24 protein-coding genes and 1 pseudogene are annotated in these 26,536 nt (G+C 40.5%); 11 read left to right on the plus strand and 14 right to left on the minus strand.

Features of this window, described 5'->3' with window-relative positions; translation table 11 throughout:
• The 5 genes and pseudogenes from B2727_RS00890 to ppsA all read right to left on the minus strand — a co-directional run.
• A pseudogene (locus tag B2727_RS00890) lies at window positions 1-156 on the minus strand (cytochrome o ubiquinol oxidase subunit III); the annotation flags it as partial.
• A 4-nt stretch (window positions 157-160) separates the two neighbouring features.
• Window positions 161-2,152, minus strand: coding sequence for a cytochrome o ubiquinol oxidase subunit I (cyoB, locus tag B2727_RS00895; RefSeq protein WP_004806017.1), 1,992 nt, complete (start codon window positions 2,150-2,152; stop codon window positions 161-163).
• Between the two features lie 3 nt (window positions 2,153-2,155).
• Window positions 2,156-3,211 (minus strand): ubiquinol oxidase subunit II, encoded by a 1,056-nt coding sequence (gene cyoA / locus B2727_RS00900; RefSeq protein WP_004654397.1) that lies wholly within the window; start codon window positions 3,209-3,211, stop codon window positions 2,156-2,158.
• A 299-nt stretch (window positions 3,212-3,510) separates the two neighbouring features.
• Window positions 3,511-4,272: an RDD family protein gene (locus B2727_RS00905; protein ID WP_033133677.1), complete on the minus strand. Its 762-nt coding sequence runs from the start codon at window positions 4,270-4,272 to the stop codon at window positions 3,511-3,513.
• A 351-nt stretch (window positions 4,273-4,623) separates the two neighbouring features.
• The gene (gene ppsA, locus B2727_RS00910; RefSeq protein WP_004806022.1) at window positions 4,624-7,002 is read right to left on the minus strand and encodes a phosphoenolpyruvate synthase; all 2,379 of its coding nucleotides are present in this window, start codon (window positions 7,000-7,002) and stop codon (window positions 4,624-4,626) included.
• A gap of 158 nt (window positions 7,003-7,160) precedes the next feature.
• Here ppsA and ppsR point away from each other — a divergent pair, with 158 nt between their 5' ends.
• Both ppsR and B2727_RS00920 read left to right on the plus strand, forming a co-directional pair.
• The gene (gene ppsR / locus B2727_RS00915) at window positions 7,161-7,997 is read left to right on the plus strand and encodes a posphoenolpyruvate synthetase regulatory kinase/phosphorylase PpsR (protein WP_004806023.1); all 837 of its coding nucleotides are present in this window, start codon (window positions 7,161-7,163) and stop codon (window positions 7,995-7,997) included.
• 275 nt (window positions 7,998-8,272) lie between these two features.
• Window positions 8,273-10,351 carry a sensor domain-containing protein gene (locus B2727_RS00920; protein ID WP_005322200.1) on the plus strand — a complete coding sequence of 693 codons (2,079 nt, stop codon included), beginning with the start codon at window positions 8,273-8,275 and terminating at the stop codon, window positions 10,349-10,351.
• A 60-nt stretch (window positions 10,352-10,411) separates the two neighbouring features.
• On the opposite strand, the gene B2727_RS00925 is transcribed toward B2727_RS00920, so the two are convergent.
• Window positions 10,412-11,413: an LLM class flavin-dependent oxidoreductase gene (locus B2727_RS00925; RefSeq protein WP_162180586.1), complete on the minus strand. Its 1,002-nt coding sequence runs from the start codon at window positions 11,411-11,413 to the stop codon at window positions 10,412-10,414.
• 136 nt (window positions 11,414-11,549) lie between these two features.
• Window positions 11,550-12,062 carry a glycine zipper domain-containing protein gene (locus tag B2727_RS00930; RefSeq protein ID WP_241345130.1) on the minus strand — a complete coding sequence of 171 codons (513 nt, stop codon included), beginning with the start codon at window positions 12,060-12,062 and terminating at the stop codon, window positions 11,550-11,552.
• Window positions 12,063-12,308: 246 nt separating this feature from the next.
• Here B2727_RS00930 and B2727_RS00935 point away from each other — a divergent pair, with 246 nt between their 5' ends.
• Window positions 12,309-13,022, plus strand: coding sequence for a pseudouridine synthase (locus B2727_RS00935; RefSeq protein ID WP_033134826.1), 714 nt, complete (start codon window positions 12,309-12,311; stop codon window positions 13,020-13,022).
• On the opposite strand, the gene B2727_RS00940 is transcribed toward B2727_RS00935, so the two are convergent.
• From B2727_RS00940 to B2727_RS00950, 3 genes are all read right to left on the minus strand, one after another.
• Window positions 13,023-13,466, minus strand: coding sequence for a GNAT family N-acetyltransferase (locus B2727_RS00940; RefSeq protein ID WP_005204693.1), 444 nt, complete (start codon window positions 13,464-13,466; stop codon window positions 13,023-13,025). It abuts the gene before it with no gap.
• Between the two features lie 98 nt (window positions 13,467-13,564).
• On the minus strand, window positions 13,565-13,873 hold the full coding sequence (locus B2727_RS00945; protein ID WP_005152044.1) for a type II toxin-antitoxin system RelB/DinJ family antitoxin: 309 nt from the start codon (window positions 13,871-13,873) through the stop codon (window positions 13,565-13,567).
• A gap of 109 nt (window positions 13,874-13,982) precedes the next feature.
• Window positions 13,983-14,891: a pseudouridine synthase gene (locus B2727_RS00950; protein WP_033134825.1), complete on the minus strand. Its 909-nt coding sequence runs from the start codon at window positions 14,889-14,891 to the stop codon at window positions 13,983-13,985.
• A 117-nt stretch (window positions 14,892-15,008) separates the two neighbouring features.
• Between B2727_RS00950 and tsaE the strand changes: the two genes are divergently transcribed.
• The 7 genes from tsaE (at window position 15,009) to B2727_RS00985 (ending at window position 21,232) form a co-directional block, all read left to right on the plus strand.
• On the plus strand, window positions 15,009-15,485 hold the full coding sequence (gene tsaE, locus B2727_RS00955; protein WP_033134824.1) for a tRNA (adenosine(37)-N6)-threonylcarbamoyltransferase complex ATPase subunit type 1 TsaE: 477 nt from the start codon (window positions 15,009-15,011) through the stop codon (window positions 15,483-15,485).
• The gene (mutL, locus tag B2727_RS00960) at window positions 15,475-17,412 is read left to right on the plus strand and encodes a DNA mismatch repair endonuclease MutL (protein WP_005322209.1); all 1,938 of its coding nucleotides are present in this window, start codon (window positions 15,475-15,477) and stop codon (window positions 17,410-17,412) included. The genes tsaE and mutL overlap by 11 nt, the downstream gene beginning before the upstream one ends.
• A 6-nt stretch (window positions 17,413-17,418) precedes the next feature.
• Complete coding sequence (gene miaA / locus B2727_RS00965) at window positions 17,419-18,363, plus strand: tRNA (adenosine(37)-N6)-dimethylallyltransferase MiaA (RefSeq protein ID WP_033134823.1); 945 nt, start codon at window positions 17,419-17,421, stop codon at window positions 18,361-18,363.
• A 91-nt stretch (window positions 18,364-18,454) separates the two neighbouring features.
• The gene (gene hfq / locus B2727_RS00970; protein WP_241345129.1) at window positions 18,455-18,967 is read left to right on the plus strand and encodes an RNA chaperone Hfq; all 513 of its coding nucleotides are present in this window, start codon (window positions 18,455-18,457) and stop codon (window positions 18,965-18,967) included.
• A gap of 81 nt (window positions 18,968-19,048) precedes the next feature.
• Window positions 19,049-19,906 (plus strand): EamA family transporter, encoded by an 858-nt coding sequence (locus B2727_RS00975; RefSeq protein WP_033134542.1) that lies wholly within the window; start codon window positions 19,049-19,051, stop codon window positions 19,904-19,906.
• A 33-nt stretch (window positions 19,907-19,939) separates the two neighbouring features.
• On the plus strand, window positions 19,940-20,527 hold the full coding sequence (locus tag B2727_RS00980) for a TetR/AcrR family transcriptional regulator (RefSeq protein WP_004806053.1): 588 nt from the start codon (window positions 19,940-19,942) through the stop codon (window positions 20,525-20,527).
• A gap of 78 nt (window positions 20,528-20,605) precedes the next feature.
• Complete coding sequence (locus tag B2727_RS00985) at window positions 20,606-21,232, plus strand: NAD(P)H-dependent oxidoreductase (protein WP_033134543.1); 627 nt, start codon at window positions 20,606-20,608, stop codon at window positions 21,230-21,232.
• A 62-nt stretch (window positions 21,233-21,294) separates the two neighbouring features.
• Here the strand turns inward: B2727_RS00985 and nfsB are convergent, their stop codons facing one another.
• The 3 genes from nfsB to B2727_RS01000 all read right to left on the minus strand — a co-directional run bounded on the left by nfsB (window position 21,295) and on the right by B2727_RS01000 (window position 23,553).
• A complete protein-coding gene (nfsB, locus tag B2727_RS00990) occupies window positions 21,295-21,948 on the minus strand; it encodes an oxygen-insensitive NAD(P)H nitroreductase (protein ID WP_033134544.1) in 654 nt (217 codons plus the stop codon).
• A 290-nt stretch (window positions 21,949-22,238) separates the two neighbouring features.
• Complete coding sequence (locus B2727_RS00995; protein ID WP_033134545.1) at window positions 22,239-22,955, minus strand: UDP-2,3-diacylglucosamine diphosphatase; 717 nt, start codon at window positions 22,953-22,955, stop codon at window positions 22,239-22,241.
• Window positions 22,956-23,043: 88 nt separating this feature from the next.
• Window positions 23,044-23,553, minus strand: a complete 510-nt coding sequence (locus B2727_RS01000) for a peptidylprolyl isomerase (RefSeq protein WP_004661403.1) — start codon at window positions 23,551-23,553, stop codon at window positions 23,044-23,046.
• A gap of 167 nt (window positions 23,554-23,720) precedes the next feature.
• On the opposite strand from B2727_RS01000, the gene B2727_RS01005 reads away from it, so the two are divergent.
• A complete protein-coding gene (locus B2727_RS01005; protein ID WP_033134546.1) occupies window positions 23,721-25,448 on the plus strand; it encodes a glutamine--tRNA ligase/YqeY domain fusion protein in 1,728 nt (575 codons plus the stop codon).
• A 138-nt stretch (window positions 25,449-25,586) separates the two neighbouring features.
• Here B2727_RS01005 and B2727_RS01010 read toward each other — a convergent pair whose 3' ends face one another.
• Complete coding sequence (locus B2727_RS01010) at window positions 25,587-26,495, minus strand: alpha/beta fold hydrolase (protein WP_033134547.1); 909 nt, start codon at window positions 26,493-26,495, stop codon at window positions 25,587-25,589.
• Between the last annotated feature and the right edge of the window lie 41 nt (window positions 26,496-26,536).

The following is a 26,536-nucleotide window of genomic DNA, read 5'->3' on the forward strand; positions in this document are numbered from 1 at the left end:
ATGACTGCTTAATACAGCGAACGCAATGAAGAGTGATCCGAAAAGAATCAAGTCACTCATCAAGTATGTCCAGAAACCAAAGACCGTTAAGTCAGTATCATCATGTTCATGATGACCATCGTGGCCGTGGTTGTCGTGATGAAGTACTTCAGCCATTTCCTTAGTCCTTCTTCAAGTGTTTTTCAAGTAATGCATAGCGTTCGTTTTCAATACGCTCAACTTCAGCAGCAGGAACGTAGTAATCAACATTCTTCGTGAATGAGCTTACGATCAAGCTAACAATAGCTGAAACGAATGAAACAACAGCGAGCCACCAAATATGCCAGATGAGTGCAAAGCCAAGAATTGTAATGAACATTGCAATGACAAAACCAGCAGCACGATCAGTCGGCATGTGGATGTCTTCATATTTAGTGTTACGTGCGTATGCTACACCATTTTCTTTGTCAGTCCAGAAACGGTCAACGCCGCTAGCATCTGGTTCATGCGCAAAGTTATAGAACGGAGCAGGAGATGACGTTGCCCATTCAAGGGTACGGCTATCCCATGGATCGCCTGTATGGTCCATGTTGTCCTTACGTTGTAAGAAACCAACGATGATTTGCATTAAGAAACATGCAATACCGATCGCGATAAGGACAGCACCAAACAATGCAATCGCTAAGTATGGATCCCACTCAGGGTTGTCATATGTATTCAAACGACGCGTCATACCCATGAAACCAAGGATATAAAGTGGCATGAATGCAAAATAGAAACCAATGAACCAGAACCAGAACGCAGCTTTACCCCATGCTTCGTTGAGCTTCCAACCAAACATTTTCGGCCAGTAGAAGATGATGCCGGCAAACATACCAAACACCACACCACCGATAATTACGTTATGGAAGTGAGCGATCAAGAATAATGAGTTGTGTACAAGGAAGTCCGCAGGTGGAACAGCCATAAGTACACCAGTTAAACCACCGATACCGAATGTTACAAGGAAGCCAAGCGTCCATAACATAGGAGTAGTATAGGTGATGCGACCTTTATACATTGTGAATAACCAAGAGAAGATTTTCACACCTGTAGGAATCGCAATAACCATGGTCATGATACCGAAGAACGCGTTAACGTTCGCACCAGCACCCATGGTGAAGAAGTGGTGAAGCCATACAACAAACGCAAGTACAGTAATCGCAATCGTCGCATACACCATTGACTTATAACCGAACAACGCTTTACGAGAGAAGGTTGCAACGATTTCTGAGTATAAACCAAATGCTGGTAATACTAAGATATATACTTCAGGGTGACCCCATGTCCAAATCAAGTTCACATAAAGCATTGGGCTACCGCCAAGCTCATTTGTGAAGAAATGGAAGCCGAAGTAACGGTCTAAAGTAAGCATTGCAAGCGTACCTGTTAATACAGGGAATGATGCAATGATTAATACAGCCGTACAAAGTGAAGTCCACGTGAAAATAGGCATGTCCATTAATTTCATGCCAGGTGCACGCATTTTGATGATGGTAACAAAGAAGTTAACACCAGATAAAAGCGTACCTAGACCAGAAACCTGAAGTGCCCAGATATAGTAGTCAACACCAACACCAGGAGAATATTGAATGCCAGATAGAGGAGGGTAAGCCATCCAACCAGTCGCAGCAAATTCACCTAATACAAGTGAAAGCATCATTAAACCAGCAGCACCAGCGAATAACCAGAAGCTTAAAGAGTTTAATAATGGGAAGGCAACGTCACGAGCACCAATCTGTAAAGGTACAGAGATGTTCATCATACCAACAACAAGACCCATTGCTACGAAGAAGATCATGATGACACCGTGCGCGGTGAAGATCTGGTCGTAGTGGTCAGGGTGTAAGTAACCTTCGCCGCCGCCTTTCGCGAGGAAAAGTTGTAGACGCATCATGATCGCATCGGCGAAGCCACGCAACAGCATGACTACAGATACGATGATATACATGATACCAATCTTTTTATGGTCTACAGTGATAAACCATTCGTTCCACAAATATCCCCATTTCTTGAAATAGGTAATACCGCCTAATACAGCAATTGCACCAAGTGCCATAAAGACCATGGTGACAAGTACAAGGGGTTCAGTCGGGATAGAATCCCACCCCAATTTACCAAAAATCATATCCATGTCTTATTCCCCTTGAGCAGCGTGTTCTGCTGCAGCATGAGTTTCTGCCGTTGCATCATGTCCAGCAGAATGGTCAGCACCGTGATAGTTACTCATGTAGTGGTTGATGATTGTTTCAAACAATTTTGGCTCAACTGATGAGTAATAAGTCACTGGGTGTGGCTTAGTCGGGAACGGTTTCATCGCTTCAGCTTTTGCAAGTGCTTCTTCATCACCAGCAGCTTTAGCACGATTCACTAAATGCTCGATCTGATGCTTAGAACGATCGCCATCTTTAAGCGTTGCTAACTCAGCTTGGTCAAGTGTGCCTTTTTGAATTGCTTCAGGGTTAATACTTGTACCATTACCAGCTTTCACTGCTTCTACCCATTGTGCAAATTCTGGTTCAGTCACGCTATGTGCTTTAAAGCGCATTTGTGAGAAACCGTAACCTGAATAGTTTGCTGAGAAACCACGGAAGATACCTGGTTCGTCGGCTAATAGGTGAAGGTGAGTTTGCATACCAGCCATTGCGTAAATCTGACCGCCTAACTGTGGGATGAAGAACGAGTTCATCGTGAAGTTAGAAGTGATCTTAAAGCTTACTGGTGTTTGTTCTGGGAAGCGTACTTCGTTTACCGTTGCAATGTTTTGCTCAGGATAGATAAAAATCCACTTGAACTGTTCAGCGACAGCTTGAATAGTCAATGGTGCTTTATCTGATTCTAACGGACGGTAAGGGTCGTACTTGTGGGAACCCCACCAAGTTAACCAAGCTAAAATACCAATAATAATGACAGGTACACCCCATACAACGATCTCAATTGTCGTTGAGTGTGCCCAAGTAGGTTTATAGTCTGCATCTTTATTCGATGCGCGATATTTCCAACCAAACCATAATGCCATAATGATTGATGGAATCACCACCAATAGCATTAAATAGATCGCAGTCATCATCAGGTTACTTTGACCTTGACCAACTGGACCTTTATTGTTTAGAAGTACCATATCACCGCCACACCCAGTCAAGAGCGCAGCCATCGTTGATAAAGACAATACAGCTAAAATCGTTTGTCTCATTTTACAACCTCGGTGAAGAGTCCCATTCCCTAATTAAAATTATGGGATAGCGATTAAAGTGTCGCGTGATTGATAAGGATTGGTTAAAAAATGCTTAGCAATCACGCGACACCGCAACGTTGTTGGGCATTATGCCTTATATTGAAAAACTAAGCTACTCATAAAGTCGTGTGAAATACTTGTTTTAAAACCCGATTTATTTTGTAGGGATTGTTATTTGCATCTGTGTTTTTTATATAGATATCAGCTTAATACATAAAAAAAGAGGAATAAATCCTCTTTTGTTTATCGATTTGTGATTACTGCTTAATGACCTTAGTTTTTGCCATTTTATCGTGCAAAGTTTGACGATTTTTGGTAAATGCGAATAAAGCATAATCAATCACGGTAATGATTGGGACAAGGATCAAATTGAGAATGATAAAGAACACGCTTCTCAACCAAAAGGCCCGAATTGTGCTGACTTTTTCTGATGTTTCGACATCCACAATTTTAATCTTGGCGATTTTTTTACCAATACTCTGGCCTGATTTTGCAATAAAGAACGCCTGAATCATGAGCATGATAATGAGGTAAGCAAAGATCATTATCCATGCTTCATTTGGAATTAGCTGCATCAATTGATGCTGTAATTCTACTGCTTTATCAGATGCAATTTGGGTGGCTTGCATCTGTTTTTGAATTTCAAACAACTCTTGGTATTGGCTTTCATTAAAAAAGAAAGATGGGATAGAAGCCATCGGTAGCCAAAGGATGAGATCAAAAACTTTCGCTAGCGCACGTGAATGAAAAGGTGCGAGTTCAGGTGCTTTTTGCTCGACTTTGATTTTGTAAGTTGGTTCGTTCGTTTCAGTTTTAATTTGAGCACTAAAAGGAGAGTAACCTACAGGTTCGTAGACAAGTTTACCTTGTGTCAGTTCACCAAGTGTTTTCCATTCAGCCATACCTTCATGCCAAGCTAAATCGGTCAATAAAACTTGTTGACTGGCAAGCATTTGGTTTACTTGTTCTAAACTGTAAGGTCCTGCTTGTTGATTATTACGAGCCAAGTAAATTTGCATAATTTTAAAATCTCAATTACAAGGGTGTGTTGACATTTCAGACATGTCTGGCGTTATAGGCTAAAACAACCCAAACAAGGCATGAAACGTAGACAATGGCAGTTCCCTTGTCAAGTTTCATAACGAAGTTTGGGGAGGTTTTAGCCATAACCCTACGGGACAAGGACATTTTTGCCACTACTGCGTTATCTTGCGCAGCTGCAATCGCTGCTCATTATTTAGAATGGCTAAATTGCGTAAGCCATGCCTTGTATTGTCTAAAAATGTCCGTTGTCGCAAGTATCTCTGAAATCTCAACAGACCCTACGATGAAAAAAGACCCTGCGAAAGAGGGTCTTTTTCTAAAAAAGACTAGGCTTTCTTGATTTGTTCTTCAGCAAGGAAGAACCAAGTATCAAGTACTGAGTCAGGGTTAAGTGACACAGATTCAATACCTTGTTCCATGAGCCACTTCGCAAGGTCAGGGTGATCCGAAGGACCTTGACCACAAATACCAACGTATTTTCCTGCTTTGCGGCAAGCATGAATTGCCATAGAAAGGAGCGCTTTAACTGCTGGATCACGCTCATCGAATAAGTGAGATACGATACCAGAGTCACGGTCAAGACCCAGTGTTAATTGTGTTAAGTCGTTTGAACCGATAGAGAAACCATCGAAGTGCTCAAGGAATTGCTCAGCCAATAGGGCATTGGTTGGTAATTCACACATCATGATGACTTTGAGGCCATTCTCACCACGTTTTAAACCATTCTGAGCAAGAAGTTCGATCACACGTTTCGCTTCAGAAACTGTACGCACGAATGGGATCATGATTTGGATATTGGTTAAACCCATTTCATCACGTGCTTTTTTCAAGGCACGACATTCAAGTTCAAAACAGTCACGGAAGTTATCAGATACATAACGACTCGCACCACGGAAGCCCAACATTGGGTTTTCTTCTTCTGGCTCGTATAGCTTACCGCCAATCAAGTTTGCATATTCATTCGATTTAAAATCAGACATACGAACAATCACTGGCTTTTCTGCAAATGCAGCAGCAAGTGTTGAAATACCTTCAACTAACTTCTCGACATAAAATTCGATTGGAGAAGAGTAGCCAGAAGTACGCGCCATAACGGCAGCACGTGTTTCGCGTGGCAAGCTGTCAATGTTTAACAATGCTTTAGGATGCACACCGATCATACGGTTAATGATGAACTCAAGACGTGCAAGACCAATACCTTCATTCGGGATTTGAGCGAAGTCAAAAGCACGGTCAGGGTTACCAACGTTCATCATGATTTTGAATGGTAATGAAGGCATTGAATTAATCGAATTACGTTGTACTTCGAAATCTAATGCACCTTCATAGATGAAGCCAGTATCACCTTCAGCACATGAAACTGTTACTTCTTGACCATCAGTCAGTACTTCTGTTGCATTACCACAACCCACGATTGCTGGAACACCTAATTCACGTGCAATAATTGCTGCGTGACAAGTACGACCACCACGGTTGGTCACGATTGCAGCAGCACGCTTCATCACTGGTTCCCAATCTGGGTCAGTCATGTCAGATACAAGTACGTCACCGTCCTGAACCTTATCCATTTCTTTAATCGACGTTACAACACGCACTTTACCTGAACCAATGCGTTGACCGATTGAACGACCTTCACAGATAACAGTACCGCGTTGTTTTAACAAATACCGTTCCATGGTACCGACATTTTGACGGCTTTTTACTGTTTCAGGACGTGCTTGAACAATATAGATTTGACCATCATCGCCATCTTTTGCCCATTCGATATCCATCGGCGAGCCGTAGTGTTGTTCGATGATTAAAGCTTGCTTTGCTAATTCGTGTAATTCGTGATCATTTAATGCGAATTGTTGGCGTTCTGGTTTTTCAACGTCAACCACAACCACTGATTTACCCGCAGAACCTTCTTCACCATAAATCATTTTCTGGTGTTTAGAACCGAGGTTACGACGTAAAACAGAGTGTTTACCTGCATTTAAAAGCGGTTTAGATAAATAGAATTCATCTGGGTTTACAGCACCTTGAACGACCATTTCGCCTAAACCGTAAGATGCAGTAATAAACACAACATCACGGAAACCTGATTCTGTATCAAGCGTAAACATAACGCCCGCAGCACCAGTTTCAGAGCGAACCATACGTTGTACACCAGCAGAAAGGGCAACAACACTATGTTCAAAGCCTTGGTGTACACGGTAAGCAATCGCACGGTCATTATAAAGTGATGCAAAAACTTCTTTAATCGCGATAAGAATATTATCAATACCGCGAATGTTGAGGAATGTTTCTTGTTGACCTGCGAAAGACGCATCAGGTAAGTCTTCAGCCGTTGCAGAAGAACGTACCGCAACAGCAATGTCTGGGTTGCCGTTTGAAAGTGCAGCAAAAGCTTCACGAATTTCTTGTTCTAATGTCGCAGTAAGCGGAGTTTCAACAATCCAGTTACGGATTTTTGCACCAGTTTCAGCAAGTGCATTTACATCTTCTACATTTAGCTGAACAAGTTCAGCCTGAATACGAGCGTTTAAGCCGCTTTGATCCAAGAACTCACGATAGGCAGCAGCAGTAGTTGCAAAGCCACCAGGTACCGATACACCAGCATTGGATAAATGGCTGATCATTTCACCCAAAGATGAGTTTTTCCCACCTACGAGTTCGACATCGTGTTTTCCTAATTTTTCCAGACCGATTACGCGCGCTTCCAAAGTATTTACTCCACTTTTTTTGCAGTATGAATGACCATCATTGGTATGAAATTATACAAAAGTGCTTAGATTTAGTGTTTTACTAAGCGACAGTCATGTTAGATGAGTTTACTATAAAGATTATAGAGCACTAAGACAAATGTTTAAGGAGAATTTTGATGCCCGTAAGTAAAGAAATTAAACGGAGCGTTTTTTTTATTTCAGATGGTACCGCAATTACCGCAGAAACCCTTGGACATTCACTACTTGCGCAATTTCCAAACGTTGATTTTGACATCCATATTATACCGTATATTACGACTGAAGAGGCGGCTATGAATGTCGCTGTAGAGATCAATGCATGTCAAAGTCGTGATGGTTCTTTGCCGCTAGTTTTTGATACCTTGGTTGATCCGCATGTCCGTGAAATTATCAATACTGCTAAGGCGGTCAACTTAGACGTTTTTGAAGGCTTGATTAGTAAATTAGAACAAGAATTAGGTACGCCACCGACCACTTTGGTTGGACAAACTCATGCGGTAACTGATTCTGAATATTATAAAGCGCGTATCGATGCCGTACATTTCGCACTGGACAATGATGATGGGGCAAGAACACGCCATTATGACAAAGCTGACATTATTTTAATTGGCGTATCACGTTCAGGAAAAACCCCGACCTCAATTTATTTGTCATTACAATTTGGTATTCGTGTAGCGAACTATCCATTGACTGAAGAAGATTTGGATGACAATCGTTTGCCAAAAGTACTGCGCGAACATAAAAACAAGCTATTTGGTTTGATGATTGATGCCGAACGTTTGGTGGCAATCCGTAACGAACGTAAAGCGAATAGCCGCTATTCAAGTTTCAGCCAGTGTCAGATGGAATTACGTGCGATTGAAGGGATCTATATTTCTGAAGGGATTAAATATTTAAATGTCACGGAAATGTCGATTGAGGAAATCTCAACACGTGTCTTACAAATGACGGGTTTAAAACGTCGTATTGGCTAATCAGGCCTGACTACCTCAGTCATCTGGATGGGGTAGTCTGTAATTTTTTAGATCATTTTCTTAAAGAAAGTTTGACAAATATCGTGAATTTAAAGTAAATAATTGATATTAAATAATAAAGTAAATCTAACTGATCAGTCTGCAATTGGTGATAATTTTATTGCATTTCTGCTACAATACTGTGATTTAAATCTCACTTTTTATTGTTGGTGGTCTATGGCTTTTATTGCAACTGAATATCTTGATAGAGAGAGTTCTGTTTGGAACAGAAGTCTGTGAACTTGGCAATTCCTTTTCACTCTAACCATCAACTGAGTGAGGCCCAACAAAATATTTTTAACCGTATTCCGAGTCTGGTCTGGCTGCTCTCTGAGTATGGAGATGCGTATTTTTTTAATAGTTTAAGCCAAGAGTATATTGGTTTTAACGACCTAGAACATTTTGCAAAAGACTGGGTCGATTTAATCCATTCTGAGGATAGAGCAATCTTCCAAAGTGAGTGGCAGCAGGCATTTATCTATAAGTCCCCATTTCAAATTGAATGCCGATTAAAACATCAGTCTGGTGCATATCGCTGGTTTTTATTGTCAGCAAAATTTATAGCGGCGAATTCAGAAGAAAAAGCACATTGGTTTATCAATAGCGTTGATATCCATGAAACCAAGCAGTATCAACAAAACTTAGTTCAGTGTATTAATGCCCAAACCAACATGCTGGATAATAGTATTGATTGCATAAAATTATTAGAAGCAGATGGCTCTTTACTGCATGTCAATAAAACGGGATGTATCGCACTTAATCTTCCTCAAAGCCAAAATAGCTTTGGCATGAAGTGGGCCGAGCTGTTACCTGTGGAAATAAGAACCAAGGCAAGTTATGCCTTAAAAACGGCACTTAAAGGGAAGGCTGCGCGTTTCCGTGGGATGAGTGGAGAAGGGGCTGAAAGACAATATTGGGATAATTTACTCACGCCGATATTAAATGATAAGGGCCAGATCGTGCAGGTTTTGTGTCTGTCTCGCGATGTGACCACACAACGCCAAACTGAAATCCAATTACAGCTTTCGAGTGAGTTAGACGATTTAACAGGGTTATATAACCGTCGTTTCTTCAAATTACAACTTAAGCGTGCATTACATCGACATAAAAAAGGCAAGAAGTTACTCGGCTTGATGTTGCTAGATTTAGATTACTTTAAACATGTCAATGATACGCTTGGCCATGCAGCTGGAGATCATCTACTCCGTGTTCTGTCTAAGCGAATAGAAAACATTTTGCCTGAAAACACTTTTGTCGCTCGTTTAGGCGGTGATGAGTTTGCTATTGTCGTCAATGGAATTGAGACACAAGTAGAGCTTGAAAAAATAGCTGTGGATGTGAGTCGACAGTTAGAAGCCCCGATTACTTATGCTGGCAATTTGATTAATGGCAGTATGAGTATCGGTTGTGCGATTTATCCACGAGATGCAAAAGACTCAGCTAATTTAATGAAATGCGCAGATACTGCGCTCAATGATTTGAAAGCGACGGGACGTGGTGGTTTTCGTATGTTTAACCAGCAGATGCAAGTTGCGGCTCAAAACATTGCAATTCAATTAAATGATGCGCGCCATATTATTCGTGATGATCTTATCGTCCCATTTTACCAGCCGAAAGTGCGTTTAGCAGATGCGAAGGTGGTTGGTTTCGAGGCATTATTGCGTTGGCAGACGGAAGATCAGCATATCCATTCACCTTGTAATATTGAACAAGCATTTCAAGACTATATTCTGGCAACAAAAATTAGTGATGCAATGCAGAATAAAGTTTTTAAAAATATTGCAGCCTGGATAGCACAAGGATTGGATGTTGTTCCTGTTTCAATCAATGCAGCACCAGTCGAGTTTCTGAAAGACAATTATGCTGAGCGTTTACTCCACCGTTTAAACGCCTACAACATTCCACATCATTTAGTAGAAATAGAAATTACTGAACATATCTTGGATGATCGTGGTTCTGACTATGTGATTCGAGCATTAAATTTATTGAAACAACAAGGCGTTAAAATATCATTGGATGACTTCGGTACGGGACATTCCTCTTTAACCCGTTTACGGGACTACCCAGTAGATTGTTTAAAAATTGACTGCGATTTTATTCGTCAAATGAATGATGATGAGGCGATTTTAGCCATTGTACAGGCGATCATCGCTTTGGGGCCAAAACTGTCATTGGATATTGTTGCGGAAGGTATTGAGAACACTGAACAATTAGAACTCTTAAAATCTTCTGGATGCTCAATCGGACAGGGCTATTTATTTAGCCGAGCTGTGAATGTAGAACAAGCAACAGAGATGCTCCAAGCTGGAATTTAAATGGATGGTGAATCTACAAGGCTGATTGGGAAATGAACCTTGTAGACTTAAGCCAAAGATTTAGCTGTTTTTAATATCCATCAATAAACTAAAATTATCTAAGCGTTTTTGCGTATCGTAGATATCACAAGTAAAGATGAATTCATCGACATCATATTGCGCTGCAATTTTATTTAATCCAGCTTTAACACTTTCTTGAGAACCAATTTGTGCCATGGCATAAAAATTCTGAATTGCCACTTGTTCAGCGCTAGATGCAAGACTTTCAGTTGAATCAATCGGTGGTTTAAGCTTTAAGCTATGACCGCGGATCAGATTCAAAATACGTTGATATGAACTGGTCGCCAGATATTGAGCTTCCTCATCTGTTGCAGCAACGACTGTTGGGACACCCATTGAAACATAAGGTTTATCGAGGTATTCCGAAGCTTGGAAGTTATCACGATAGATCTCAATAGCTTGACCTAACATTCTTGGTGCAAAATGAGACGCAAAAGAATAAGGCAGTCCAAGTTTTGCGGCCAATTGTGCGCTAAATAAACTTGAGCCGAGTAACCAAACAGGCACATGGGTATTTTGACCTGGTGTGGCGATAATTCTCTGATTCGGTTGCGGTGCTTTAAAATATTGCAGAATCTCTATCACATCTTGAGGGAATTGATCTTCAGTTTCCTGACGGCCGCGACGTAAGGCGCGCATGGTCATTTGATCTGTGCCTGGTGCACGACCCAAGCCGAGTTCAAAACGGTCTGGATAGAGTGTGGCTAGTGTTCCAAACTGCTCTGCAACCACCAATGGTGCATGGTTTGGCAGCATGATACCGCCAGAGCCCAAACGGATGTGCTGCGTATTTGCGGCAATAAATCCTAATAAAACTGCTGTTGCTGAACTGGCAATCCCGTCCATATTATGATGTTCAGCCAACCAAAAACGCTCATAACCTAGTTTTTCCGCATGTTGCGCGAGTTCTAATGCATGACGGAGAGAAAACTCGATACTCTTGTCATCTCGAACAGGAGCGAGTTCTAGGATAGAGAATTTTATATCTTGTAGTGATTTCATCATGGTGTCTCAAAACTATATATCGAAATAATACGATATAAGTTTGGTTTTGTATATCGTTTTAGATCGATATATGGTTTTGATCAAACAAAAAAAGCGCCCGAGGGCGCTAAAGGGGTAAAACGTTTTGATCTGATTAACGGTGTTTGTACCAGCCACGGTGGCGGCCATTGTCATGACGGTAGCTTTCACGAGAATTGTAATAGCGACGGTCATCGTAAGAACGGCGATTATCATAACGGCGGTCATAGCGACGATCATCATAACGTCGATCTGCATCACGGTCTTGACCAACCTTTTGACCTAATGCCGAACCACCAGCTGCGCCTAGGGCTGCACCAATATAACCACCATTGCTTCCGCCGATATTACGGCCAACGGTATAACCACCCACACCACCTAAACCACCACCAATGGCAGCTTCGGTACGGTCGCGTCGATTACTCGATGCAGCTGCACCGCCAGCACCACCGATTGCAGAGCCAATCATGGCACCTGTATCACCACCAAGTTGTTTTCCCAAGGCGGTACCAACCACACTGCCTAGGGCAGAGGTTGCAGCAACACGAGTGGTATTGTCTGCATGTGCAACGGTCATCATTGAAGATGCTGCTAAGATAACGCTACATAACCACATATTCGATTTCATGGTGAAACTCCTTATCCATTCTTTTGGACAATATTCTTTTTGCTTGTGACAAATGTAACAAGAGTTGTGGCTGAAAATATGGAGCGCAATATCTAGATTGAGAGTGTTTGACGAGGGTTTTGTATGGGTTGTATTACAAGTGAAGAGATTGTGAATAAATTATAAAAATAAAGAATGAATAGGCAACGAGCAACAGCTAGCGTTGTAATCGAGTACAATGGCCGTAGTTTAGCTTAGGATTTATTTATGCTGCTGGAAAAAATTTTGCAATCACAAGGCTTTGGTTCACGTAAGTATTGTCAGCAGTTAATTAAAAATGGTTCTGTTCAGATTGATAATCAAGTCTGTGATAACCCGAAACAGAATATCAATACCGATCAACTGGTCTTTGAAGTATTTGGTGAAGAATACCAATATCGAGAGCACGTCTATATTGTTTTAAATAAACCGCAAGGCTATGAATGTTCGCATCAGGCGACACATCATAAAAGTGTATTTAGTCTTTTTCCTGAAATTTTGCTGCATCGTGGGATTCAATGCGTGGGGCGTTTAGACCAAGATACAACAGGTCTATTATTGCTGACCGATGATGGGCAATATCTACAAGCATTGACGCATCCACGTAAACATGTACCCAAAGTTTATCATGTGACCACAGCAGATCCAGTTACAGCTGAACAGCAACATGGCTTAGAGCAAGGTGTCGAACTGCGTAATGAGAAAGGCACCTATGCAGCCACCGATGTACAATTATTCTCAGAACATCAAATTGCAATGACCATTCACCAAGGTGTTTACCATCAAGTCAAACGTATGCTGGCAGCTGTTGGAAATAAAGTTGAGGTCTTACATCGACATCAAGTGGGTTTACTTGAACTTCCTGAGTTGGAGGAAGGTGAATGGACCTATTTAACTCCTTCGCAGAAGCAGCTAAGTCAGAATATTGCTTTAGATGAATGATTACTTTAAAAAACAATGAAAGGTTTTGAACTCACTGTCTTGAATAAAGCCCATTTGTTCGTATAGACGGTGAGATTGATAATTATTTTTTTGCGTTTCTAGGCTGATACGTTGTGCATTTTCATGCCGTGCGAATAAGATCGCTGTATCAATCAGTTGTTTAGCGGAACCTTGTTTTCGATAAGAAGGAGTGACATAGACATCATCGAGAATATAGTAGGTTTCGCAAGCCACTGAAGAAAAAGCAAGGTAGAGTAGTACAAAGCCTGTAAATACGTCATCTTTAACATGAATGAAAATGACACTGTCTTTGTTGTCAAAGCGATGTTTTAAAAATTGATAAGATTGATCAATATTTGATGATGCACCGTAGAACTGACGGTATTCGTCAAACAAGACAGCAAGTTGATGAAGATCTTCCTTTGTTGCTCGCTTAACAATCATTCCTGCCCATCCTTACACTTATAATTTTATTAGGACTGTCAGAATAGCGAAAAAAATTCAGCTTAAAAAATAAAAACTTGTTTATAAATGCAACATTGTTAAGTTTTGTCACTTTCACCAAGAAGGGCGTTTAACTCTTCAAAAAGGTCTTCATGATCATCTTCAATTTCGACAGAAGATGGGTTTTCAGTACTGGCGGCTGCTTTTGATTTACGCAGTTTTAATAACTGTTCCATGTTGATGTTCTGGTTTTCAATTGCAAATGGAATCGACTTGGTGAGTACCACTTGTTTAAAGAAAAGGCGAACGGCTTGAGCAGGGGAGATACCCAACTGTTTAAACACGGCAAAAGCTTGCTTCTTTTCCTGTGAATCGAGGCGAACCTGATAAACTTCTGTTTTTCGCATGAAGAATGAGACCAAATATTTTTAGTTATCGTCATGTATTTTAAACCATTGCAATGTAATTTCAATATTTTTGAAGTGAAAAAATAGAATTTTTGTCATTACGGTGTATTTACAATGTGAGTTCAAGCTTAGAGCTAAACTGCATTTCTTGATTTAGAATCGGATCAATAAACCAAATTTCTTTGGCAAGTAGCTGCAATGGCTGACTAAAATCATCCTCTGCTTTATGCTCAATATAAGGGTAAAAAGAATCGTTAAGTATCGGAATATTCAGATAATTTAAATGCACGCGTAATTGGTGCTGCTTTCCTGTTTTGGGACTAAGTTTATATTTGGCATGCTGCTGATCATGCATTAACAGTTCAATTAAAGTCTCAGTATTATTGGGTTTTTCAGGGTTAATTTGCATCGTATAAAAAGGCTGACCTTTTTCTAAATGTAGTTGCAAAATTTGTGGAAAATCCAGTTCAGGTCGATATTTTGCAATGGCATGATAGGTTTTTTGCACTTTTCGTTCGGCAAAAAGCTGCTGATACGCACCTCTTGAGGTGGCTTTTTTACAGAATAAAACCACACCGGCTGTTTCTCGATCAAGTCGATGGATGGGGGTGAGATCTTCGTAGCCTGTTTGTTTTTTCAGTCTGACCAAGAGGGTTTCTTGTACATATTGCCCCGTTGGTGTCATGGTCAAAAAGTGTGGTTTATCGACGACAAGTAAATCATCATTTTCAAATAGGATTTCATGTTGAAATGGCACATGGACTTCATGCGCAAGAAAACGATAATAAAAAATATGAGTATTGGCTGTATAGCGGCTTTCTACTGTGAGCTTGGTGCCATCTGCCGCATAAATCAGCTCATCTGCAAAACGCTGTTGCCATTCGCTAACTTGAATATGTGAAAAATGTTGGCAGAGATAATCAAAAATGGTCGATGCCGAAACGTCATGAGGCAAAAAAACTTTACTGGCACTGACACCATTAATGAGCGGAGGCGTAAATTCAATGATTGATGACATACAGCGATATCGACTCGGTATAAACGATGAAAAAAAAGCCAGTTTAAAAGGAGTTTATTAGGCTTTAAAGCAGGGCAATGTTATCATAGCTGCCATCCCAATTTTGTTTTATTTGCCATGTCATCTTCAGTGAAATTTACTTTAAATCATGAACAAGACACTCAACGTTTTGCACAGGTGCTATCACAACATGTGCACTCAGGCATTATTTATTTAATTGGTGATTTGGGTGCAGGAAAAACCACGTTTACCCGTTACTTTCTACAAAAGTTAGGGCATCAAGGTTCGGTCAAAAGTCCGACTTATACCTTGGTTGAACCTTATACCATTCATGGTAAAGAGATCTTCCATTTTGACCTGTATCGTTTGAATGATCCCTATGAACTTGAGTTAATGGGTATCCGTGATTATCTGGAAACACCCGATGCTTTATTTTTATTTGAATGGCCATCGAAAGGTGGTGATGAAATTCCAAAACCAGATATTGTGATTGATATTCAAAAATCAGAAGATGAACTGACTCGATTTGTGACTTTAACCACAGAGTCTGAAGCTTTATCTCAAACTTTGCAGGAACAATTGAATGGCGCATGATTCAACTCGTCGTATTCATACCCTTGATGCTGCCTTAGCCAACCAGATTGCGGCGGGTGAGGTAATTGAACGTCCATCATCTGTGGTCAAAGAATTATTAGAAAACTCAATTGATGCGGGTGCAACTGAACTGATTATTCGAGTTGCACAGGGGGGGGCAACGTTAATTGAAATCATTGATAATGGTAATGGTATTCATGCAGAAGATTTACCTTTAGCGGTGATGCGTCATGCCACCAGTAAAATTCAAACTGCTGATGACTTACATGCAATTGTGAGTCTGGGATTTCGTGGAGAGGCTTTAGCGTCAATTGCAGCCGTATCACGCTTAACCCTGACCAGTAGTCAAGATGAGCAAGGTGTCGGCTATCAAGTTGAAGTGAATGGTACGGCTTTTGATCATCAACAAATTCAGGCAGTCGCTGCACAAAAAGGCACGCATATTCGCGTACAAGATTTATTTTTTAATGTGCCTGCACGCCGTAAATTCTTAAAAAAACCAACCACTGAATTTAATCATATTGAAGAAATTGTTCGCCGTCTGGCTTTAACCCATTTCGATATTCGTTTTGTGCTAGAACATAACGATAATATTCGTTTAAACCTGCCTGTCGCTGACAGTGGTGAATTACGCTATCAGCGTGTGCAACAGTTATTAGGCCAGCAATTTATCCAAAATGCGTACTGGATCGATTCAGACAGTATCAATATGCGCTTATCTGGCTGGTTGGGACATCCTTCGGATGCACGTGCACAAGCTGACATGCAATATGTGTATGTGAATGGTCGTATTGTCAAAGATAAAACCATTTCACACGCTTTACGTATGGCCTATGACGGAATTTTGCATGGTCATCAACATTCCTCCTATTTGTTGTTTTTAGAAGTCGATCCTGAAAATATCGATGTGAATGTGCATCCGACCAAGCATGAAATCCGCTTTTTAAACCAGCGTGAAGTGCATGAATTTGTACGTCACTATGCCAAAGCAACCTTGTCTCAATTTCAGACTGCAAGTGCAGATTTAGCACAGGCAATGAAAACAGATGCGGCGGATGATCATTTTAATTATCAACCACAGCCAAAATACCAAGAACAATTTAATTTACATCGTGCGACGGTAGAAGCAGAACCTCAAGTCAATCAGCAAGTGGCTGTGTCGACTGATTTATTGACTGAATTTAATCAAAGTCGTCCACAAGCAGTGCACTACAATTCAACACCACAAGAACCACGTTATAACGGTTCTGCGCACTTGAATAATGCACTCAAAAGTTATTTGGCGCCTTTACGTGAAGATGCAGAAGATGGAAATGATCAAGCTCCATCACGTGTAGATGAATTTCCTTTAGGGATTGCAATTGCACAACTGCATGGGATTTATATTCTGGCGCAAAATACTGAAGGCCTGATTATTGTCGATATGCATGCGGCACATGAACGTATCTTGTTGCAACAAATGAAGTCAGCATGGGATAAACCTGAGTTTTGGACGTCTCAGCAGTTATTGATTCCAAAAATTGTATCTATCACACGCATGCAAGCGACACGTATCGAAGATTTACAATCACAATTGCAACGGCTCGGTTTAGAAGTCGATCAATATGGTGATGATCAAGTGATTGTGCGTGGTGTCCCTGCGATTTTGCATAAGGCTGATTTTAGCAACCTTATCCCAGAACTGCTAAATGATCTTGATCCAAATGATGAAGCGAGAGGTTTATTGCAAAAACGTGATGAATTGCTCGCTGGGATGGCTTGCCACGGTGCTGTGCGTGCACATCGCCAGTTAAGTTTATCGGAAATGAATGCTTTATTACGTCAAATGGAACAAACCGAGTTTGCCAGCCAATGTAATCATGGGCGTCCAACTTGGCGTGCGTTTCCACTCCATCAATTAGATAAATTATTTGCTCGAGGAGAGTAGTTTTACATGTCAAATCAATTGCCCGTCATCAATTTAATGGGGCCTACCGCAAGCGGTAAAACAGCATTGGCATGTGAACTTTATGAGCGTGGAAATTGCGAACTGATTTCAGTCGATTCAGCTTTAGTTTATAAAGATATGGATATCGGCACAGCGAAGCCAACCAAAGCAGAACAAGAGCAATATCCGCATCATTTGATTGATATTATTACGCCTTTAGAGGTGTATTCGGCGGCACAATTTGTTGAAGATGTTTGCCCATTGATTGATGATATGCATGCCCGTGGCAAAACCCCAATCTTGGTGGGCGGAACCATGTTGTACTTTAAAGCCTTGCTTGAAGGTCTGGCAAGTAATTTACCCAATGCGGATCAAACGATACGTGATGCCATTCTTCAGCAAGCTGAACAACAGGGGTGGCAATCTGTCTACGAAGAGTTGGTTGAGGTAGATCCTGTTGCTGGAGAAAAGTTTAAAGTATCGGATAAGCAGCGCATCATTCGTGCGCTTGAAGTGTTTCGAATCACGGGTGAACCGATAACAAAACTACAAGCTGAACAACCTAAAAATCAACCATATCGTTACATATTTCATAACTACGCATTAATGCCAGATCGTTTAGAATTACATCAACGCATTGAGCAAAGATTGAGCAAAATGTGGAATATTGGTTTTTTGAATGAAGTAGAGGAATTGATTAAAAAATACGATTTAAATGATGATTTACCGTCTATGCGGTCTGTTGGTTATCGTCAAGCTTTAGATTTTTTACTAAAAAGTGACTTAAGTCTCAAAAATAAAGTAGAAATGGAGAACAAAGCCCTTTTTGCGACGAGGCAATTAGCTAAACGTCAATACACATGGTTACGTTCTTTGCAAGAAATACACGATTTTAAAACTTACGTGACGATAAAGCAGGCGAAAGAAGACTTGCGAAACTTCTTTGGATAAAGCAAAATTCGCAGGCTGTCTTTTTATAATTTTTAGTTGAAAAATAAAGATAGTTTTTTTGCGCTGATTTAAAAATTTTTTGGAGTTAAAAATGTCTAAAGGTCAAACTTTACAAGATCCGTTCTTAAATTCTCTCCGTAAAGAACGTATTCCAGTTTCTATTTTCCTTGTAAACGGTATCAAATTGCAGGGTCATATTGAGTCATTTGACCAATATGTTGTTTTGTTGAAAAACACTGTAAGTCAAATGGTTTATAAACACGCGATTTCTACAGTTGTTCCTGCGCGTAACCCACGTCCTGCTGGTGCTCAAGGTACTGCTGGTGGCTTCCCTGCACAAGGTGCTACTGGTGGCTTCGGTGGTCAAGGCGCTGCTGGTGGCTTCGGTGGTCAAGGTGGCGGCTTCGGCGGTCAAGGTGGCTTCGGCGGTCAAGGTGGCTTCGGTGGTCAAGGCGGCTTCGGCGGTCAAGGTGGCGGCTTCGGTGGTCAAGGTGGCTTCGGTGGTCAAGGCGGCTTCGGTGGTCAAGGTGGCTTTGGTCATCAAGGTGGCTTTGATGGCGAAACTAAATTCGAAGATGGTCAAGAAGACGAAAACAATCGTTAATTGATCGATGATCTTTAAGAAAATGCCAGTCTCACGCTAGACTGGCATTTTTTTGTCTATTAGAAAGCTAGAATAAATACTATGGAAATGGTTGTTGCTGCGGCATGTTGTAGTGTATTGGTCTCAATTTTGCTGAAATACCTAAAAGCAAAGGGATTTGATGTTTTTCAAATGATTGCGTGGAATTATTTGAGCGCAAGCCTTTTATGTTTTTATTGGTTTAAAACCGATATTACGCATATCTCTTTGAATCATACCCCTTGGTGGTTAATTCTTATTTTAGCTGTGTTATTACCCAGCATATTTTTATGTTTGGCGAAGTCTTTGCAATTTGCAGGTATCCTGAAAACGGAAATTGCTCAGCGGCTTGCAGTCATACTGTCGTTATTAGCTGCCTATTTTATTTTCGGGGAGCAGTTTAGCCAATTAAAATTAATTGGCGTCGTACTGGGCATCATTGCGATTTTAGCGATTATTATCGGACAGGCCACAGAGCAGGCTAGTAAAGGCATGAATTTAAAATCAGCCTTGTTTTTGTTTAGCGTATGGGCCGGTTATGCTGCTGTCGATATATTACTTAAATACAGTAGTAGTCTAGGTTTACAGTTTGCAGTCACACTGAATTTAACGTTTATTGCAGCCTTTATTTTATCCATCGCTTATATCGCAATTACTCAACCCAATTGGCAGCCTAAAAATATTTTTACAGGTTTATTTTTAGGTGTACTCAATTTTGCCAATATTGCCTTATATGTCAAAGCACATATGATTTTCAAAGAAACGCCAGCCATTGTTTTTGCGGGTATGAATATTCTTGTCGTGGTACTTGGTGTTCTTAGTGGTGTTGTATTATTTAAAGAACGCTTAAAAGCGTATACTTGGATTGGATTGATCTGTGGTGTGGTTGCAGTCCTGTGTTTAGCCAAAGCAATGATGTAAAGCGATTTGGTTAAATTTGATGGAAGTAAAATTATGACTGGTAAGAGACTGAGTAAAGAAGAGCGCAGACAGCAACTGTTGCAGGTGGCCCGTTCAATTATTCGAACTCAGGGTGTAGAAGCCCTAACCCTAGGATATTTAGCAGAGCAAGCTGGTATTACTAAGCCAATTGCATATCGACATTTTATTGACCGCGAAGGGTTACTGATTTCGATTTATCAGGAGTTTGATGATAAACAAACTGCAGAGCTTAATCGGTCTTTAGCTGCCGAAGCAAAAAACTTACAACAAACCATTCATATTTTTTGCGACGCTTATTTAAGTTGTTTTATCTCAACGGGTCCGGAGGTTGGATTGGTCATTGCTGCTTTGTCTGGTAGTGATATCTTGCAAAACTATTTTCAGCAATGTCAGCAAAAGTTCACAGAAATTTTTAAACAAAGCATCCATCCATTTATTCAATTGGATGGAAAAGAGGGTGAAGCGATCGTGATCGCGATCATGGGCTTGATTGAAACGGTATCGACAGCAGCAAGTAAAAATCAAATTGATGCACTGACTGCACAGCAGGTGATGGAAAATTCACTTTTAGTTATTTTACAAGATTATTCAGCGATCTAAATATAGGCAGCAAAAACCGAGTTGACAGCATAAGTTACTATTGGTAACTTGTGTGAATCATCTATTCGGAATTGATCTATGTCTAATTCAAATAAACTCCAGCATGCTTTGATTGTTATAACGCATCCAGATACACAATCACTTTCTCATCAGATTGCACAGCATATTTCTCATGATTTAACTGGAAAGGGTATTTCAGTAGAAATTGCCGATTTATATAAGGAAGGTTTTCAAACTGCGATGACGCTTTCTGATATTGAAGCTTATCGTGGTCGTCAAGCTTTGGACGCAGATGTCCAATTTGAACAAGCGCGCTTTGATCGTGCGGATATTGTCTATTTTATTTTTCCTGTGTATTGGTGGTCGATTCCTGCTTTCTTAAAGGGCTGGTTTGAACGTGTATTTAGTCAGGACTGGGCCTATAAATACGATGAACAGGGGAATCTATTGGGTACTTTAAAAAATACTCTAGTCAAATTGATTGGGACTGCAGCAGGAACGCAATCTGGGTTTGATCGGCACGGTTATACACAAGCGATTCATAAACAAATTGTGGAAGGAATTTTTGCCTATTGTGGGATTGATGATGTCCAAATCTCAATGCTATTTAAAGCAGATTTTATTCAGGCCGATGATCTGAAGGTCTTCTTTGAAGAATTAGACCAGACTGTTTTAAGTCAATCTCAAATCAATACGAATGCGTAATGTTAAGCCCTAATAATAAGGTTTAACTAGTTATCATTAGGGCGTTCATCCAATAAGTGCTGTTATAGACGAGTAAAAACCACTTCATCCGGTAGTCGTGATTTCGGCAGTTTGGCATTGAAATCACTGTCACTGCGATAACCGAGTGCAACAATTACAGAGGCATTTAAGCCTTTTTCAGCTAAACCAAATTCTTTATTCATGAGTTCTCTATCAAACCCTTCCATAGGTGTTGCATCGATTCCTTCTAGACCCGCAGCAAAAAGCAGTTGTCCAAGTGCAAGGTAGGTCTGGTTTTCCATCCATGCCGGAAGATTTTTCAGTTCATTACGATAGAACTCAACATAACCAGAACGGGTGGCACGTTGTCCTTGTTTGGCAGTTTCATCTTTAAAACGGCCACTGGCATCATCTTGCTGTAATAATTGCTCTAGGTATTCAGCAGAAATATCAGTACGTGTGCAAAATACTAAGGTATGTGAAGAATTGAGAACTTTGGCCGCGTTATACACATAATTGCCAGTCAATGCCGATGCGATACGCTGCTTTGCTTGATCAGATTCAGCAACCAAGAAGTGCCAAGGTTGAATATTTACCGAAGAAGGGCTGAAACGTAAAATTTCTAACAATTTCTCAAACTGTGCTTGAGGAATTTTTTTCTCTGCATCATAAGCTTTTGTGGCGTAACGTGTTTTTGCTGTAGCTAAAGTATCCATCCGTCATTCACTCGATTTTAAAATTTAATTTATTTTACTTGATCTAAATTTCACGAAAAGTAGCTAAATGTGATTTCTATATAGATTTAAGTCGTATATGAGTGGGTTAGAGCGATTAAAGCTCTGATCAAGCGTAAGGAGATGACCGATTGAAGGTTTAGCGAAGTACAAGATGCTTAAAGCGACTAAAACTTTTATCCAAGTGTAAGGCAATAATTTATTAATGAATGGCTGAGATAAAAATATGAAGAGATAAAAGAAGTCGTTAAGATCAGTTAAAGAGTGATTAACTAATAGAACCACTGTTTAAAATCTAATTGATAATTTTCTTGCTCATTGAGCTCTAAAATCCAAGCTGAATCTGCTCGCCAATCTCCTAACACAATACGTTGTTTATTCAGGACATGGTGAATCTCTGGACGATGGGTATGGCCGTGAATTAAATAATCAACGTGTTCAATCACGGATTCTACTGCTTGAGCATTAACATCCATAATGTCATAACTTTTCAGCTGTTTGGTTTCGCTACTTTTTTTACGGAAACCATTAGCAAGTTTTTGTCTAAAGCTCAATGGAGTGCGTTTTATTAGCCCCAATAATACGGGGTTACGAATCACTTTGCGAAAACGTTGATAAGCAACATCATCGGTACAGAGTGCATCGCCATGTTCCAGTCGGAAGGTATGCTGCTGAATATTTAAGGTATATATGTCAGGGAGCAAAATCCCATTAAATTGTTTTAAGAACTTTTGACCTAAGGCAAAATCACGATTACCGACTTGGAAATAAATTTGGTTGTTCGCTGCGGTGAATTTTTGCAAAGCACTGACAATTTCATCTAACCATGGGGCAGTGTAATCATCACCAATCCAAGCATTAAACCAATCACCCAAAATATAGAGTTGCGTGTTTTTATCCTGATATTGTTTCAATAAAGCTAAAAACCCTCGAACGAGTCGAGGGTGATCAGGTGACAAATGTAGATCTGAGATAAACAGGTAGGTCACACTTTTATCCTATTTTATAATCCCTCCCAACCTCCCTTTGTAACGGGAGGAGTTTCCCCTCTTTTAAAAGAGGGGTTAGGGGAGATTCTTATTCAGAAATAATTTTAGCAGATTCAATTACAACGTTCTCTAAAGGAACGTCTGCGTGATAACCACGGTTACCTGTACGTACGCCTTTGATCGCTTCTACAATATCAAGACCTTCAACAACTTTACCAAATACTGCATAACCCCAGCCTTGCGCTGTTTTACCAGTATGGTTTAAGAAAGAGTTGTTTTTAACATTGATAAAGAATTGAGCAGATGCAGAGTGTGGAGCTTGAGTACGCGCCATTGCAATTGTGCCTTCATCGTTGCTTAAGCCGTTGTCAGCTTCATTTTCGATTGAGTCACGTGTTGCTTTTTCTTTGAAGTTTTCATCCATGCCACCGCCTTGGATCATAAAACCATCAATCACGCGGTGGAAAATTACGCCGTCATAGAAACCGTCACGTACATATTCTAAGAAATTTGCAACCGTTTTTGGTGCTTTTTCAGCGTTAAGCTCAAGAACAATACGACCTTTGTTGGTGTTTAATTCGACTTGAGGAAAACTCATTACATTAATCTCCTAAACATGGGCAAATTGACCATGGGTTTTTGGTTGAGAGAAGCATAAGCAAACTGTAAACTACAAGGCAAGTAAAAAACGTTAAAATCTTTCATAAATAGTAAAGATTGCGTTTTTATTTCCCATTTTTAACTGTAAGAAGTGATTTACACCCTATGAAGCCAAATGATGTTGTTTCTGAACTGCCAAAGACCCCGACGCCGAATACCCATGCCTCTGTCGATGCCGTGCAGCAAGAACAACAGGCAGGCTTAGACTTTGTACGTCAAGTCATTACCGATGATTTAAAAGAAGGTCGTACCCAAAAAGTTGTAACTCGTTTCCCGCCTGAGCCAAATGGTTACCTACACATTGGTCATGTCAAAGCAATTTGTTTGAATTTTGGTATTGCCGAAGAATTTGAAGGTTTATGTAATTTACGTTTTGACGATACTAACCCAGATGCCGAAGAACAAGAATATGTTGATGGTATTGCCAATGATGTGAAATGGTTAGGTTTTAACTGGAATGGCGAGCCTCGCTATGCTTCTGGTTATTTTGACCAACTTTATGCATGGGCTGTTCAGTTGATTGAACAAGGTGATGCTTATGTTGATCTACAAACCCCAGAAGAAATTAAGTTGAACCGTGGTAATTTCGTTGAGCCAGGTAAAAACTCACCTTATCGTGATGCGACTGTTGCAGAAAATCTTGCGCGTTTTGAACAAATGCGTAATGGTGAAATTCAAGAGGGCGGTGCTGTACTTCGTGCCAAAATCGACATGGCAAGCCCAAATGTGCATATGCGTGATCCGATTCTTTATCGTGTACTGCATTCAGAACATCACCAAACTGGTGATAAATGGAAAATGTACCCAATGTATGACTACGCTCATCCATTGTCTGATGCGATTGAAGGTATTACCCATTCACTCTGTACTTTAGAATTCCAAGATCATCGTCCATTCTATGACTGGATTGTAGAAAAAGTTCACTCGCAAGCTGTACCACGTCAGTACGAGTCTTCTCGTTTAAACATCGATTACACCATTACCTCTAAACGTAAATTACGTAAATTGGTTGAAGGTCAGCATGTACAGGGCTGGGACGATCCACGTATGCCAACAGTTGTTGGGATGCGTCGTCGTGGTTTTACCGCAGAAGGTTTACGCGATTTCTGTAAGCGTGTTGGTGTATCGAAAACGGATGGTATTGTTGATGTGGCAATGCTGGAGTTCTGTATTCGTCAGTCATTGGAAAATACCGCAGCACGTGGCATGGCAGTACTGAATCCATTGAAAGTGACATTGACCAATTTACCTGAAGAATTGGATCTCACTCGTGCACGTCATCCAAACGTGGATATGGGCGAACGTATTATTCCGTTAACACGTGAACTTTATATTGATCGTAAAGATTTTGAAGAAGTACCACCGAAAGGCTTTAAACGTCTGATTCCTGATGGTGAAGTGCGTTTACGTCATGCTTATGTGATTAAGTGTGATGAAGTAATTAAAGATGCCAATGGTGAAGTGATCGAACTTAAATGTTCAATTGACCCTGAAACTTTAGGTAAAAACCCTGAAGGCCGCAAGGTGAAAGGGGTTGTTCATTGGGTCTCTGCAACCAAAGGTGTACCTGCGGAAGTGCGTATTTACGATCGTTTGTTTAACGAAGCAGCACCAGATGCAGATGATGATTTCCTTGCACATTTAAACCCAGAATCATTGCAAGTGGTTCAAGCGGTGATTGAGCCAGCTTTAGCACAAGCAAAACCTGAAGATCGTTTCCAGTTTGAACGTGAAGGTTATTTTGTTGCGGATCAACATGATCATCAAGCAGACAAACCAGTGTTCAACCGTATTCTGGATCTGAAAGATAGCTTTAAAGCTGACAAGAAATAAGTTTTGAATTTATTGTCTTGATCTTAAAAAGCCGATTTGTTTTCAAATCGGCTTTTTATTTCTGCTGCTAATGGATTTTTTAAGCATTTTATTTTAAATCGGTGTATCGCATTGTGCGATTGTTGGTCGGTCGGTTTATTACTGATCTCGGTAATGCCTTGCTTGTTGGATATGGGCAGCAATCGCATCGATGATGAATTGATAGAGATCAGTTGGCAAATCATGTCCCATACCCTCAATTGTTAATAGCTTTGCACCAGAAATAGACTTTGCGCTATCTTGGCCGCATGCAATCGGGATTAATAAATCCTCTGTGCCATGAATCACCAGTGTCGGGGCAACGATGCGGGCGAGGTATGAGCGAATATCACCAGTTGCTGCAATTGCAGCAATTTGCCTTTTTAGTCCATCTGGATCGTAATTGCGGTCATATTCCTCTGAAATAAGTTTTAAATACGCATTTTCGTCAAAACTAAATCGAGGGCTCGAAATATATTTTGCAAAATGCAGTTTATGCAGAAAAAAATCAGTCTTATTCAAATGTGGATCTGGACTGGGGCGGGTGAGCAGCTCTATAACATCAGCTTGGGCACTTGGAAGCGCTGGGTTTCCTGTACTCGACATAATGGATATCAAGGTCTTGACTCTTTGGGGGTAAGTACTTGCCATCAGTTGGGCAATCATCCCACCCATAGAGCGTCCAATAATGTGGACTTGATCAATTGCTAAAGCATCAAGTAATCCCACTGTATCTTCAACCATATCGTGAAGCGTATAAGCAATCTTAATGTTCTCGCCATTTTGGGTGGCATGGATCAGATCACTCAACTCTGGAGCGGGTTGATCATGCAAATGTGTTGACAAGCCAACATCTCGATTATCAAACCGAATGACTCGAAAGCCTCTTTTAGCAAGCATTTGACAGAATAAATCACGCCAATGAATCATCTGAGTACCTAATCCTGAAATTAATAGAATGGTATTTTCATGCTCAGCGCCAAAGATATCGTAGTGGAGATAGAGATTGTTTGTAGAGACCTCATTCATGCTTCATCTCAAAAAAGTAAGATACAATGCTTGCAATATAC

The sequence above is a fragment of the Acinetobacter sp. UBA991 genome (assembly GCF_002292065.1).
In the GTDB taxonomy this organism is placed as follows: domain Bacteria; phylum Pseudomonadota; class Gammaproteobacteria; order Pseudomonadales; family Moraxellaceae; genus Acinetobacter; species Acinetobacter higginsii.

Coding starts and splice junctions, on each gene's coding strand:
- B2727_RS00935 (WP_033134826.1), top strand. CDS start 12,309: ATGCTGCTGGAAAAAATTTTGCAATCACAAGGCTTTGGTTCACGTAAG.
- ppsR (WP_004806023.1), top strand. CDS start 7,161: ATGCCCGTAAGTAAAGAAATTAAACGGAGCGTTTTTTTTATTTCAGAT.
- cyoB (WP_004806017.1), bottom strand. CDS start 2,152: ATGGATATGATTTTTGGTAAATTGGGGTGGGATTCTATCCCGACTGAA.
- B2727_RS00945 (WP_005152044.1), bottom strand. CDS start 13,873: ATGCGAAAAACAGAAGTTTATCAGGTTCGCCTCGATTCACAGGAAAAG.
- hfq (WP_241345129.1), top strand. CDS start 18,455: ATGTCTAAAGGTCAAACTTTACAAGATCCGTTCTTAAATTCTCTCCGT.
- B2727_RS01005 (WP_033134546.1), top strand. CDS start 23,721: ATGAAGCCAAATGATGTTGTTTCTGAACTGCCAAAGACCCCGACGCCG.
- B2727_RS00950 (WP_033134825.1), bottom strand. CDS start 14,891: ATGTCATCAATCATTGAATTTACGCCTCCGCTCATTAATGGTGTCAGT.
- B2727_RS00925 (WP_162180586.1), bottom strand. CDS start 11,413: ATGAAATCACTACAAGATATAAAATTCTCTATCCTAGAACTCGCTCCT.
- B2727_RS00905 (WP_033133677.1), bottom strand. CDS start 4,272: ATGCAAATTTACTTGGCTCGTAATAATCAACAAGCAGGACCTTACAGT.
- miaA (WP_033134823.1), top strand. CDS start 17,419: ATGTCAAATCAATTGCCCGTCATCAATTTAATGGGGCCTACCGCAAGC.
- mutL (WP_005322209.1), top strand. CDS start 15,475: ATGGCGCATGATTCAACTCGTCGTATTCATACCCTTGATGCTGCCTTA.
- cyoA (WP_004654397.1), bottom strand. CDS start 3,211: ATGAGACAAACGATTTTAGCTGTATTGTCTTTATCAACGATGGCTGCG.
- nfsB (WP_033134544.1), bottom strand. CDS start 21,948: ATGGATACTTTAGCTACAGCAAAAACACGTTACGCCACAAAAGCTTAT.
- B2727_RS00930 (WP_241345130.1), bottom strand. CDS start 12,062: ATGAAATCGAATATGTGGTTATGTAGCGTTATCTTAGCAGCATCTTCA.
- B2727_RS00975 (WP_033134542.1), top strand. CDS start 19,049: ATGGAAATGGTTGTTGCTGCGGCATGTTGTAGTGTATTGGTCTCAATT.
- B2727_RS01010 (WP_033134547.1), bottom strand. CDS start 26,495: ATGAATGAGGTCTCTACAAACAATCTCTATCTCCACTACGATATCTTT.
- B2727_RS00940 (WP_005204693.1), bottom strand. CDS start 13,466: ATGATTGTTAAGCGAGCAACAAAGGAAGATCTTCATCAACTTGCTGTC.
- tsaE (WP_033134824.1), top strand. CDS start 15,009: ATGTCATCTTCAGTGAAATTTACTTTAAATCATGAACAAGACACTCAA.
- B2727_RS00980 (WP_004806053.1), top strand. CDS start 19,940: ATGACTGGTAAGAGACTGAGTAAAGAAGAGCGCAGACAGCAACTGTTG.
- B2727_RS01000 (WP_004661403.1), bottom strand. CDS start 23,553: ATGAGTTTTCCTCAAGTCGAATTAAACACCAACAAAGGTCGTATTGTT.
- B2727_RS00985 (WP_033134543.1), top strand. CDS start 20,606: ATGTCTAATTCAAATAAACTCCAGCATGCTTTGATTGTTATAACGCAT.